Annotated in this window: 9 protein-coding genes; 4 read left to right on the forward strand and 5 right to left on the reverse strand. The window is 72.3% G+C overall.

Annotation, left to right across the window (positions count from 1 at the left end):
- Positions 1-107: 107 nt before the first annotated feature.
- Positions 108-2,687 (forward strand): aminopeptidase N, encoded by a 2,580-nt coding sequence (gene pepN / locus AB5J53_RS17730; protein WP_369246627.1) that lies wholly within the window; start codon positions 108-110, stop codon positions 2,685-2,687.
- A gap of 91 nt (positions 2,688-2,778) precedes the next feature.
- Here pepN and AB5J53_RS17735 read toward each other — a convergent pair whose 3' ends face one another.
- Entirely contained in the window at positions 2,779-4,038 is a 1,260-nt protein-coding gene (locus AB5J53_RS17735; protein ID WP_369246628.1) for a M14 family zinc carboxypeptidase, read from the reverse strand.
- 345 nt (positions 4,039-4,383) lie between these two features.
- Here AB5J53_RS17735 and AB5J53_RS17740 point away from each other — a divergent pair, with 345 nt between their 5' ends.
- Positions 4,384-5,715 carry a ThiF family adenylyltransferase gene (locus AB5J53_RS17740; RefSeq protein WP_369252294.1) on the forward strand — a complete coding sequence of 444 codons (1,332 nt, stop codon included), beginning with the start codon at positions 4,384-4,386 and terminating at the stop codon, positions 5,713-5,715.
- A complete protein-coding gene (locus AB5J53_RS17745; RefSeq protein WP_369246629.1) occupies positions 5,712-7,439 on the forward strand; it encodes a hypothetical protein in 1,728 nt (575 codons plus the stop codon). The genes AB5J53_RS17740 and AB5J53_RS17745 overlap by 4 nt, the downstream gene beginning before the upstream one ends.
- A gap of 37 nt (positions 7,440-7,476) precedes the next feature.
- Here AB5J53_RS17745 and AB5J53_RS17750 read toward each other — a convergent pair whose 3' ends face one another.
- From AB5J53_RS17750 to AB5J53_RS17760, 3 genes are all read right to left on the reverse strand, one after another.
- A complete protein-coding gene (locus AB5J53_RS17750) occupies positions 7,477-8,391 on the reverse strand; it encodes a LysR substrate-binding domain-containing protein (RefSeq protein ID WP_369246630.1) in 915 nt (304 codons plus the stop codon).
- A gap of 45 nt (positions 8,392-8,436) precedes the next feature.
- Positions 8,437-9,360 (reverse strand): DMT family transporter, encoded by a 924-nt coding sequence (locus tag AB5J53_RS17755; protein ID WP_369252296.1) that lies wholly within the window; start codon positions 9,358-9,360, stop codon positions 8,437-8,439.
- Positions 9,361-9,430: 70 nt separating this feature from the next.
- A complete protein-coding gene (locus AB5J53_RS17760) occupies positions 9,431-10,459 on the reverse strand; it encodes an EamA family transporter (RefSeq protein WP_369246631.1) in 1,029 nt (342 codons plus the stop codon).
- A 136-nt stretch (positions 10,460-10,595) separates the two neighbouring features.
- On the opposite strand from AB5J53_RS17760, the gene AB5J53_RS17765 reads away from it, so the two are divergent.
- On the forward strand, positions 10,596-11,093 hold the full coding sequence (locus AB5J53_RS17765; RefSeq protein ID WP_369246632.1) for a MarR family winged helix-turn-helix transcriptional regulator: 498 nt from the start codon (positions 10,596-10,598) through the stop codon (positions 11,091-11,093).
- On the opposite strand, the gene AB5J53_RS17770 is transcribed toward AB5J53_RS17765, so the two are convergent.
- Positions 11,019-12,569, reverse strand: coding sequence for an FAD-dependent monooxygenase (locus tag AB5J53_RS17770; protein ID WP_369252298.1), 1,551 nt, complete (start codon positions 12,567-12,569; stop codon positions 11,019-11,021). The genes AB5J53_RS17765 and AB5J53_RS17770 overlap by 75 nt on opposite strands.
- Positions 12,570-12,607: the final 38 nt, after the last annotated feature.

A 12,607-nucleotide genomic window follows, 5' to 3' on the forward strand; every position in this document is an offset into this window, starting at 1 on the left:
CAGGTTCCCGCCCGCCAGGGCTCCTCACCGGCGGGAAACGGACATCGCGTTCCGTGCAGGTCCCGTGGAAGGATGGCGCAACCCACACATAACGAGGAGATGACCGCGTGCCTGGCACAAACCTGACCCGCGAAGAGGCGCAGCAGCGGGCGAAGCTGCTCACCGTTGACTCGTACGAGATCGATCTCGACCTCTCCGGCGCGCAGGAGGGCGGCACCTACAGGTCCGTGACCACGGTGCGCTTCGATGTCGACGACAGCGGCGCGGAGTCCTTCATCGACCTGGTGGCCCCGACCGTCCACGAGGTCACGCTGAACGGGGACGCGCTCGACCCCGCCGAGGTCTTCAAGGACTCGCGGATCGCCCTCCCGGGGCTGCTGGAGGGCCGCAACGTCCTCCGCGTCGTCGCGGACTGCGCCTACACCAACACCGGCGAGGGTCTGCACCGGTTCGTCGACCCGGTCGACCAACAGGCCTACCTGTACACCCAGTTCGAGGTCCCGGACGCCCGCCGCGTCTTCGCGTCCTTCGAGCAGCCCGACCTGAAGGCCACCTTCCAGTTCACCGTGAAGGCGCCGACCGGCTGGACCGTCATCTCCAACTCGCCGACGCCCGAGCCCAAGGACGACGTCTGGGTCTTCGAGCCGACGCCGCGGATCTCGACGTACATCACGGCGCTCATCGTCGGGCCGTACCACTCCGTCCACAGCGTCTACGAGAAGGACGGTCAGTCCGTCCCGCTGGGCATCTACTGCCGGCCCTCCCTCGCCGAGTTCCTCGACTCGGACGCGATCTTCGAGGTGACGCGGCAGGGCTTCGACTGGTTCCAGGAGAAGTTCGACTACGCGTACCCGTTCAAGAAGTACGACCAGCTCTTCGTGCCGGAGTTCAACGCGGGCGCGATGGAGAACGCGGGCGCGGTGACCATCCGCGACCAGTACGTGTTCCGGTCCAAGGTCACCGACGCCGCGTACGAGGTGCGCGCCGAGACGATCCTGCACGAGCTCGCCCACATGTGGTTCGGCGACCTCGTGACCATGGAGTGGTGGAACGACCTGTGGCTGAACGAGTCGTTCGCCACCTACACGTCCATCGCCTGTCAGGCGTACGCGCCCGGCTCGCGCTGGCCGCACTCCTGGACCACGTTCGCCAACTCCATGAAGACGTGGGCGTACCGGCAGGACCAGCTGCCCTCCACCCACCCGATCATGGCGGAGATCCGCGACCTCGACGACGTCCTCGTCAACTTCGACGGGATCACGTACGCCAAGGGCGCCTCCGTCCTCAAGCAGCTCGTCGCGTACGTCGGCATGGACGAGTTCTTCCGGGGCGTGCAGGCGTACTTCAAGGCGCACGCGTACGGCAACACGCGGCTCAGCGATCTGCTGGGCGCGCTGGAGCAGACCTCCGGCCGTGACCTGAAGAACTGGTCGCAGAAGTGGCTGCAGACGGCCGGCATCAACATCCTGCGCCCGGAGGTCGAGACGGACGCGGACGGCGTCATCACGTCCTTCGCGATCCGCCAGGAGGCCCCGGCCCTGCCCGTCGGCGCCAAGGGCGAGCCCACACTGCGCCCGCACCGCATCGCCATCGGCCTGTACGACCTGGACGGCGCGAGCGGCAAGCTGGTGCGCGTCGAGCGTGCCGAGCTGGACGTCGACGGCGAGCTGACCGCCGTACCGGAGCTGGTGGGCAAGCGCCGCCCGGCGGTCGTCCTGCTCAACGACGACGACCTGTCGTACGCCAAGGTCCGCCTGGACGAGGCCTCGCTGGCCTTCGTCACGGAGCACCTCGGCGACTTCGAGTCCTCCCTCCCCCGCGCCCTGTGCTGGGCCTCGGCCTGGGACATGACCCGGGACGCGGAGCTCGCGACCCGCGACTACCTGTCGCTCGTCCTGTCCGGTATCGGCAAGGAGTCCGACATCGGTGTCGTGCAGTCGCTGCAGCGCCAGGTGAAGCTGGCGATCGAGCTGTACGCCGACCCGACGGCGCGCGAGGCCCTGCTGACCCGCTGGACGGACGCGACGCTCGCCCACCTGCGCGCGGCCGAGCCCGGCAGCGACCACCAGCTGGCCTGGGCGCGCGCCTTCGCGGCGACCGCCCGTACGCCGGAGCAGCTGGACCTGCTGGAGGCGCTCCTCGAGGGCCGGGAGACCATCGAGGGCCTGGCCGTGGACACCGAGCTGCGCTGGGCGTTCGTGGAGCGGCTGGCGGCGGTCGGACGCTTCGACGAGGCGGAGATCGCCGCCGAGTACGAGCGCGACAAGACGGCGGCCGGTGAGCGGCACGCGGCCACGGCCCGGGCCGCCCGTCCCACCGAAGAGGCGAAGGCGGAGGCCTGGGCCTCGGTCATCGAGTCCGACAAGCTCCCGAACGCCGTGCAGGAGGCGGTGATCAGCGGCTTCGTCCAGACCGACCAGCGCGAGCTGCTCGCCCCGTACACGGACGCGTTCTTCGCCGTGGTCAAGGACATCTGGGACTCCCGTTCGCACGAGATCGCCCAGCAGATCGCGATCGGCCTCTACCCGTCGATCCAGGTCTCGGAGGAGACCCTCGCCAAGACGGACACGTGGCTGGCCTCCGCCGAGCCCAACGCGGCCCTGCGGCGCCTGATCTCGGAGTCCCGCTCGGGCGTGGAGCGGGCGCTGAAGGCGCAGGTGGCGGACGCGGCGACAGCGGTCGCGTAAGCGGTCGACGCGTAACGGGTGGACGCGTAAGCGCTGGATGCGTAATCGCTGGATACAACCGGTGGCGACGGCGGGCGGGTGACCGAGGTGGTCACCCGCCCGTCGCGCACACCAGACGGGCGGTGTCGATCATCGTCCGCACGTGCAGTCCGGTCTGCGCGGACACGGGCACCCACCGCAGGTCGTACGACTTCTGCAGCTCCTGGCACCACTCGCGCACCAGGTTCGCGAGAGTGTCGGAGACCTCGGGAGCGGTGCGGGCGAGGGCCCGGCGCATCATGGCCGCCGCGCGCAGCGGGATGCGGCGTGCGGCGATGCCGAGGGTCGCGAAGTGGCCCTGATGCGGGCTGTGTTCCTCCGAGGCCCAGGTGTCGACGAGCGACGGTGCCACGTCGACGAGTTCCCGGGCGGCCTCGCGCAGAGGCGCCAGATCCTCGGTGACGGCGGCGGTCGACGCCCGCTCGTCGAGGACGGCCGCGAGCTCCCTGGTCCGGCCCAGCAGCACCTCGCTCACCCGCGCGATCTCCCGCTCCGGGGCGACGGCGGGCCGCGCGTCGCTCACCTTGGGCGCGCACCAGGCGGGCGCCTCGATGAGTGCGGTCAGGGTGCCGTGCCGACGGGGATACAGCCAGGTGCTCTCGGCGACGAAGCCGCTCGGGTCGCGTTCGCCCTCGCGGCGGTCGGCGGGCAGCAGCAGGACACCGGGCGGGTCCAGGTGCCAGTCGGGGCCGTCGCAGGGGTGGCGGTCGAGGGGGATGCGCAGCCGGGCCGCCGTCTCCCGGAAGGCGCGGGCGGCGCCGGGCACCTCCCGTGTCAGCATCACGAAGGCGCCGCCGACTTCGATCCCGTGCAGCGTGAACTGCGCCACCGGCCGCAGCTCGTCGAGCAGCCGGACGAGCGTCGCCGACTCGGGGAGCGGATCCCGTGCCGCGCCCGGCGCGGGCAGCGACTCCGGCTGGCGGGCGAACGCGGGCCGGTAGAAGTGCCGGTGACACTCCTCCAGGGAGGGTTCCGGTTCCTCCGGCTGCCAGCCCTGCGCGAGGCGTGCCCCGTCCGGGTCGAGGCAGAGCAGGAAGTGCCAGGTGCAGCCGAGGCGTTCGAGCGTCTGCGGTCTGCGCGCCAGCAGCCGCGCGAGGCGGAGTGCGGAGGCCCCGCCCACCGGTTCATTGGCGTGTGCACCGGCGACGGTGAGGATCTGCCTGTCGCCGCGCCCGGCGGACAGCAGCCACAGCGGACGCCCGGACCTGCTCTCGCCCACGGTGCGCAGTCGCAGCACCTCGGGCGCGGTGGTGGCCAGCGCGCGGGCCCGCCGCTCCAGTTCGTCCACAGCTGGGTAGAGCGGTGTCCGCACGCCGGCCCTCCGATCAAGCACCCTGGGAATTACTGTCCCCAGTGGTCTCCTTCTTGTCCAGCGGGCGAATCACGATCTTGGTGGGCATACGGACTCCTCTCGGTTCTCGCTAGCTCACTTCGCGTGGGAACGGGACGGGTCAGCCGCCGTTGCCGCCACTGCTGTCGCCCGTGGTCTCCTTCTTGTCCAACGGGCGGATCACAATCTTGGTGGGCACGCCAACTCCTCATCTGCATAGGGATGTTGACCGTTCTGAAGCGATCGTCGACCGCTCTTGTCAAGGCTCGACTCGTGGGACGAGAGTGTCAAGGCATGTTCCTGTAATGGGGAGGGGCCCTGGTGACGGTGACGGTCGAAGCGCTCAACCGGCCCCGGATCAAGCCCGAGCACCGGGCGTACCGCACGGTCGACGGCAACGTCCGCATCGGCAGCGTCATCCACGGCATCGGCGCGGAGATCGCGGATCCGCAGGGCTGGGTCTGGACGCTCGTCGAGGCGATGGACGGGACGCGGGGGCCGTCCGCGGTGGTCGCCGAGGTGGTACGGGCGCACCCGGAGCTGCCCGGCGAGGACGCCCGCCAGGCGATGGCGGACCTGCTCGCCGCCGGGTTCGTGGACGACGCGGGGGCCGTCGTGCCGCTGCCCGAGCGGGAGCGCGTCCGCTACAGCCGCGGGGTGCCGCTGCTGCGCTGGATGGACCTCGGCCCCCGCACCAGCCCCTGGGACGCCCAACTCCGGCTGCGCCGGGCCCACGTCCTCCTGATCGGCATCGGCGGCACCGGCGGCTACGCCGCCCAGAGCCTGGTCGCCTCCGGAGTCGGCCACCTGCACTGCGTGGACCCGGACACAGTGGACCTCTCCAACCTCAACCGCCAGCCCCTGTTCCGCGAGTCCGACATCGGCCGCCCCAAGGTCGAGGCGGCACTGGCCACGCTACGAGCCCTGAACTCGGACGTGACGATCACCGCAGAGCGGCGGGAGGTTCGGGGGCCGGGGGACTTGGCGGAGCTTTTGCGGGCGGGGGATCGGGGCGGGGGTGGGGTGGGCGACGCGGGGGCGGGCGCCGGCGGACCGGGCGCCGGCGGACCAGGTATGGGTGGGCCAAGGCCCGGCAGAGCAGGCACCCGCGAGCGGGACGAGGACGGGTCGAGCGAGAACGGGCCGGGCAACCCACGGCCGGGCGGCTCGGGTGGAGTCGGTCTGAGGGAGACCCTCGGCTCCGGTTATGACCTTCTCGTCCTCGCCGCCGACCGGCCCGATGACATCCGTCGGTGGGCGAACCGGGTCTGCCTGGCCGCAGGCCTCCCGTGGGTCGACGCGGGATACCGTGGTCCCCTGGTGACCGCGGGCGTGTACGTGCCCGGCCGGGGCGCCTGTTGGGAGTGCCTGCGGGCCGGCGAGGCCGCCCGTCGCGATCTGCGCCTCGCGCCGGACCAGGACCCGGAGGTCGCCTCCCCGCGAATGCCGTGGAACCCGGCGACCGCGGTCACCGCGGGTCTCTCCGGCGGCCTCCTCGCCCACGCGGCCCTCGCCCTCCTGACCGGAGTCCCCGCACTGGACCCGGGCTTCCGCTTCGGAGTGAACCTGATGCTGCCGGGCGATCCGGTGCTCCAGAGAACCCCACGCCAACTGGACTGCCCGGCGTGCGGGGAGCGGGCCGGCGGGGTGCGCGAGTGAGCGCGGCGGGATCCGAAGCCCGGGCCGGGGGCGGGGGCGGGGCGGAGACCGGGGACGGGGCGGAGGCCGGGGACGGGGCGGAGGCCGGGGCCGCGCGGGAGTGCAGCGCGCCCGCCGACGCGGCAGGACCCCGCGCTCCTGCCACCGCCGACGCGACGGGACACCCCGCTCGTGCTGCCACCGACCCGACGGGACACCCCGCTCCCGCCGCCGACACGACGGAACCCTCCGCTCCTGCCACCGCCGGCACGGCGGGACCCCCCGCTCCATCGGCCACCAACCCGACCGGCTCCGCTCCTGTCACTGCCGACGCAACGGAACCCGCCACTCCCGCCGCCACCGACGCAACGGAACCCGCCACTCCCGCCGCCACCGACGCAACGGAAGACCCCGCTCCTGCCACCACCGACGCAACGGAAGACCCCGCTCGTGCCGCCTCCGGCACGGCGGGACACCCCCCGCCCGACGGCACCACGCAGCCCTCATCGCCCCCGGGCGCCCCCGGCCACGTACGCCTCCACGAGCTCAACTCCCGGCCCGATGGGGACGAATGGATCGTCGGGCGGATGGACACGGGCCGGTTCGTCGCGCTGCCCGAGGTCGGGAAGCAGGCGTTGGAGCTGCTCGGGCAGGGGCTGAGTGCCGCCGAGGTCGGGGAGCGGTTGCGGGAGACGACCGGGGACGACATCGACGTGCCGGACTTCGTCGAGGCCCTGCTGGGGCTCGGGTTCGTAGCCGAGGTGGACGGGCGGGAGGTTCCGCAGCCCGCCCCGCCGAAACCGACGTTCGCCGGGATCCGACCCCGCCATGTGCGCTGGGTGCTGAGCCCCCTCGTGCCCGTACTCATCGGACTGCTGATCGCGGCGGCCCTGCTCACCCGCCCTCCCGTACCGCTCGGTTACCGCACCCTCCTCTGGAGTCCGCACGGCAGCGCGGTGATCGCGCTCGGCGCGGGCGTGGGCTGGACGCTGCTGCTGCTCCACGAGTGCGCGCACCTGATCACCGCCCGCGCGACCGGCGTACCGGGCCGGATGCGTCTGGGCACCAGGCTCCAGTTCCTGGTCATGCAGACCGACATCAGCGGCATCGAACTCGCCCCGCGCCGCCACCGGTTGACCGCCTACCTCGCCGGCATCGCGACCAATCTGACGGTCGCGTCCCTGGCCGCCCTGGTCGCGGGCGCCACGGACGGCACGGCCCGCCGGATCCTCGCCGCCGTCACCCTCCTCGCCCTGCTCCCCCTCCCCTTCCAGCTCATGGTCTTCATGCGCACGGACCTGTACTTCGTGCTCCAGGACGTGACGCGCTGCCGCGATCTGTACGGGGACGGGGTGGCGTTCACGAAGTACGCGGCCCGGCGCCTGTTCCGTCGTACGACAGCCGTGGACCCGAGCCAAGGGGACCCGAGCCACCCGGACACCGGCCACCCGGACCCCAGCCGCGAACTGCCGCCCCACGAGCGTCGGGCCGTGCGCGCGTACAGCGTCGTGCTCGTCGTGGGCACCACGCTGTGTCTGGCGTTCCTCGCCACCGTCACCCTGCCCGCGGACATCACCCTCTTCGCCCGCGCGGTGACCCGCCTGGGCCCCGGCCACTCGGCCGCGCAGCGCCTCGACGCGACGGCCGTCGTCGTCGCGCTCGGCGGGGTCCACCTGCTGTGGGCCCGCACGTGGTGGCGCAACCGACGCGACCGGCGGCTCAGCCCAGGAGCATTCCAAGAGTGAGACTGCCCGAGCCGGTGGCCCGCACCGGCTCCCGCCTCTACTGCCGGAGCCCGGCGGCCACTTCCCTCAAGGCCGTCAGAACCTGCCCCACCGCGGCCCCTTCCTCCGCCCCGCGCCGCACCGCGGCCACCACATGCCGATACGGCCGCTCCCCCGCGAGCTCCCGCATCACCACGCCCTCCCGCCGCGCCGCGGCCATCCGCGGCACCAGCGCGACCCCCATCCCCGCCTCGACCATCGCGAGGATCGCGGTCCACCCGGCCGCGGAGTGACCCTGATGCGGACTGAACCCGGCCGCCTCACACGCCCCCCGCGTGATGTCCGACCACGGCCCGCTCCCCCCGAAGATCCACGACTCGGCGGCGAAGTCGGCCAGCCGCACGACCGGCGCCCCGGCCAGCGCGTGCCCGTGCGGGAGCGCGAGGTCGAGCGGGTCGGCGAGCAGCGGGACGCGGGTGAAGCGGGGATCGGCCGCGGACGGCGCCTGCGCGGCCAGCGACAGGGCGAGGTCCACCACCCCGGCGCCGAGCAGCTCGTACGCCTCCGCCGCCTCGGCCTCCCGCACCTGTACGGAGATCCCGGGCCGCGCCGCCCGCAACGCCCGCACGGCGGGTACGACGAGTGCGGGCACGGCGGTGGAGAAGGCGCCGACCCGCACCTCCCCGACCTCCCCGTGCGCGTACGCGGCCAACTCGGCGTCGGCCCGCTCCAGTTGCTCGAAGACGGCCTCGGCGTGCCGCAGCACGAGTTCCGCCGCGTCGGTGAGCCGCACCCGCCGCCCCTGTGCCTCCAGCAGGGTCACGTCGAGCTGCTTCGCGAGGTTCGTCAGCTGCTGCGACACGGCCGAGGGGGTCATCAGCAGCGCCTGCGCGGTCGCGGTGACGGTCCCGCGCTCGCGCAGCGTCCGCAGAATCTCCAGCTTCCTGATGTCCCACTTGTCGTACTCGGCCATGGCGGCAACCTATCCCGCGGGCCCGAGGCCCCGACCGGCGGCGGTTCAGCGGGCCCTGGCGGCGGTGCCCAGGACGACTCCGCCCAGGATCAGGGTCATGCAGAGCAGCTGCGTCCAGGTCGTCCGCTCGCCGAGAACCATGTACGACAGGGCGGCGACGCAGACCGGCTGGAGGTAGTAGACCGTTCCGGCGCGGGCCGCGCCGATGAGGGAGACGGCCTTGTTCCAGGCGAAGAAGGCGACCGCGGAGGAGGCGACTCCTACGTAGAGAAGGGGGCCGACCGTGGTGGGGGTGGGGCTGAAGGTCCCCTGCGCGCTCACGCTCAGCGCGTAGGCCGGGAGCAGCATCGCCGTGCCCAGGACGAAGGTGGCGAACAGGAAGGTGAGACCGGTGAGTTCGGCGGGCCGTCGGCGCAGGAGAGCGCTGTACGACGCGAAGCACGTCGCCGCCGCGATCATCCAGAGGTCGCCCGCCGTGAAGTCCCCGACCGACAGCGAACCCTTGCCGACCAGGAGCACGACCCCCGTGCAGGCGATCAGCATCCCGGCGACACGGCGCGCTCCGAGACGTACGCCGCCGATCCGCTCGTACACCGCCATCAGGACCGGCGACGCGGCCATGATCATGCCCATGTTGCCGGCGGAGGTGGAGACGCCCGCCTGGTTGACCAGCGTGTTGTACACGGTGACGCCGAGCAGGGCGGCGAGGACGACATGGCCTAGGTGACGGCGTACCAGTGCCCGCTGCCGCCAGGCCTCGCGCGCGGCGAACGGGGCGACCGCCACGAGCGCGATGACCCAGCGCCAGAACGCGTGCTGGACCGGCGGCACGCTGTCGTGCAGCGCGCGCACGGCGACGAAGCTCCCGGACCAGAGGACCGTGGCGGCGGCCGCGAGGGCGATTCCGAGACCGGCGGCCCCCTTCCGCGCTGCCGTGCGGGTCACGCTGTGCGTACGCGTCCGGTCCAGGACTGCCACGAATATCCCTTGCCTCTCGTGTGGTCGCCAGAAGCTGCCCGCTGGTCGGGCAGCTTCCCGACTACCGTCGCAAGGCGGGAACTGTCACGTCCATCGAATCTTTTCGAGCATTCCTTTCAGATGAACTGAAAGATCCAGATCCGTCGGCGGCCGCGCTCCTTTCGACGGCCGTACGCGGCTCGACGGCCGTACGCGGCTCGACGGCCGTACGCGCCTCGTCGACAGCCGTACGAGGCTTGAGCTGACCGAACACCGTCGCCCCGAACGCCAGCGCCATGCCCGCCAACTGCACCGGCGCCAGCACCTGCCCCAGCGCCGCCCAGCCGATGACGGCCGCGGTCAGCGGTGAGAGCGGGCCGAGGAAGGTGACCTGCGTGGCGGTGAGCCGGCCGATACCGCGGAACCAGAGCCAGTACGCGACCGCCGTGTTCGCCAGCGCGAGGTACAGGTAGCCGCCGACCGCCCGGCCGTCCAGCGCGGGCGGCGCGCCCTCGACGAGCAGGGCGAGCGGCGCGATCAGCAGTCCGCCGGCCGTCAACTGCCAGGCGGTGAGCGCCAGCGGACCGACCCCGTCCGGCCGTCCCCACCGCTTGGTGAGCACGGTTCCGGTGGACATCGAGGCGGTCGAGGCGAGCGCCGCGAGTACGCCCACCAGGTCGAGCGCGCCCGCCGCCCTCAGCACCACGAGGCTGACGCCGACGGCGGCGGCGATGCCGGTCAGAAGCGTACGAAGGGTCGGCCGGTCGCCGAGCAGCAGCACGGACAGCCCTGCAACGAACAGCGGCCCTATCGACCCGACGACCGCCGCCATACCGCCGGGCAGCCGGTACGCGGAGAGGAACAGCAGCGGAAAGAAGGCACCGATGTTCAGCGCGCCCAGTACCGCCGCCTTCCCCCACCAGACGCCGCGCGGCAGCACCCGCGCCAGCGCGAGAAGCAGTAAGCCGGCCGGCAGCGCGCGCATCACCGCCGTGAAAAGAGGCCGGTCGGCAGGCAGGAACTCGGTGGTGACGGCGTAGGTGCTGCCCCAGGAGACGGGGGCGAGTGCGGTGAGGGCTATGAGGGCGGGGCGGTTGCTGTTCGCGGCCATGAGACACCCGGTTTCGAGTAGACCCGCAGGAAGTAGGTCAGTGGAAAGTAGCTTAGCTCTAAGCTACTTTTCGTCAAGTCACTTCCCGCTGAGCTACTTTCTTGCGGGCAACCGACCTCCGACGGATACTCGCCCCATGAGCAACCCCAAGGACCCCGTCGACGCGATCATCGAGCAGTGGGCCGCCGTCCGGCCGGACCTCGACACCGCCGCGATGGAGGTCTTCGGACGGATCTTCCGGCTCTCCCGCGCGATGGGCGACCGGATGGAGAAGGCGTACGCGCGCTACGGCATCTCGCGCGGGGAGTTCGACGTGCTGGCGACGCTGCGCCGCTCGGACGCCCCGTACACACTCTCGCCCCGGCAGCTCTCGGCGACGCTCATGCTCACCACCGGCGGGATGACCGGGCGCCTGGACAAGCTGGAGCGCGCCGGACTGCTGCGCCGCTCACCCGATCCGCACGACCGGCGCGGGCTCCAGGTCACGCTGACCGACGAGGGTCTGCGCCTGATCGACGAGGCCGTCGGGGCCGGTCTCGCCACCCAGACAGAGGCGCTCTCAGCCCTCGACGAGGGGCAGGCCGGGCAACTCGCCGACCTGCTGCGCCAGTTGCTGACCGGCGCCACCGCCTAGACGGCGCTCCCCCGGCGTCCCCACCGCGGCGACCAGTGCCGCCTCGACCTCCGCCGCGTCCGGGGACTCCGCGGCCCAGGCGACGTATCCGTCGGGCCGCACCAGCACCGTCGTACGCCGGTCGCTCGCCCAACTCTCCACGGTGAGGCGGTCGTTGCGGTCCCCGGTCTCGTACGGCTGCGGACTCGACCCCGGTGCGATGAGGACGAACCTGCCGCCGCGCAGGGCCTCGTAGAGGCGGCCGCCCTTCAGGGCGAGGTCCGGGGCGCGCGTGCCGACCAGGGGGTGGGCGCCACGCGGTGCCGCGTACGCGTACCCGATGCCCGTGATCCGGCCCGCCGCCCTGCGGCGAGCGGGGCCGACGTGATTGAGCAACGTGGTGAGCCCGGCGCGCAGCGCCAGCGTCCACGGGTACTTGGCCATCGCGAGCCGTACGATGCCGCCGCTGCTGCGCAGCACGGACCTGCCGACCGGGTGACGCTCGGCCTGGTAGGTGTCCAACAGGGCGGCGTCCACCCGCCCGTTGAGGACGGCCGCCAGCTTCCAGCCGAGGTTCGCCGCGTCCTGGAGACCGGTGTTCATGCCCTGACCGCCGGCCGGGGTGTGCACATGCGCGGCGTCCCCGGCGAGGAAGACACGGCCCACGCGGTAGGCGGGCGCCTGGCGCTCATCGCTGTGGAAGCGGGACATCCAGCGGGCGTCGCGCATGCCGTAGTCGCGGCCGAGGGCGAGCCGGGCGATCTCCTTGACCTCGTCGAGTTCGAGCGGCTCGTCGTCGGGGACATTGCGGCCGCGGTGCCAGCCGATCACGCGGTAGTAGCCGTCACCGAAGGGCGCGATGAAGGCGAAGGCGTCGCCGACGGCGTTGGCGGTCAGCACCGACTCCGGCTCCTCGTCGAGCAGCACGTCCGCGAGGACGACGGACCGGATGACCGACTTGCCGGGGAACGGCAGCCCGATCGCCTCCCGCACCGCGCTGCGCATCCCGTCCGTCCCGACGACGTAAGCGGCCGCCAGCTTCTCCGACCCACGGTCCCTGCGGCGGACGTCGAGCGTCACCCCGTCCGCGTCCTGGCTCAGTCCGGTCACCTCGGTCTCGTACACGAACCGCACCCCGGCGTCCTCAGCCCGCCGCTGCAACACCTTCTCCACCTCGTACTGCGGGATCACGAGCAGGTGGTTGAAGCGGGAGGGGAGGGTGTCGAGCGCGATGCTGAGCCGGCCGAAGAGCCGGATGCGGTCGAGGGGCCGGCCCTTGAGCTCCAGGTCGTCGGCGAGACCGCGGGCGTCGAGCTGCTCCAGGGTGCGGGCATGCAGGACGAAGGCGCGGGAGAGGTTGCTGATCTTGTGCGGGCGCTTCTCGACGAGGGTGACCGGGACGCCGGCGGTGGCGAGGTCACCGGCCAGCAGCAGCCCCGTGGGGCCGGAGCCGACGACGATGACGTCGCGGGGGGTGGTGGGGTGCGTGTTGCGCATGTGGTGCGAGTTGCCGGTGATGCCCGAGCCCGTGGTGC

It is taken from the genome of Streptomyces sp. R41 (genome assembly GCF_041053055.1).
Lineage (GTDB): Bacteria > Actinomycetota > Actinomycetes > Streptomycetales > Streptomycetaceae > Streptomyces.

Excerpts from the sequence above, each read along its gene's own strand:
- AB5J53_RS17750 (WP_369246630.1), bottom strand. The coding sequence starts at position 8,391 with ATGGCCGAGTACGACAAGTGGGACATCAGGAAGCTGGAGATTCTGCGG.
- AB5J53_RS17760 (WP_369246631.1), bottom strand. The coding sequence starts at position 10,459 with ATGGCCGCGAACAGCAACCGCCCCGCCCTCATAGCCCTCACCGCACTC.
- AB5J53_RS17765 (WP_369246632.1), top strand. The coding sequence starts at position 10,596 with ATGAGCAACCCCAAGGACCCCGTCGACGCGATCATCGAGCAGTGGGCC.
- AB5J53_RS17770 (WP_369252298.1), bottom strand. The coding sequence starts at position 12,569 with ATGCGCAACACGCACCCCACCACCCCCCGCGACGTCATCGTCGTCGGC.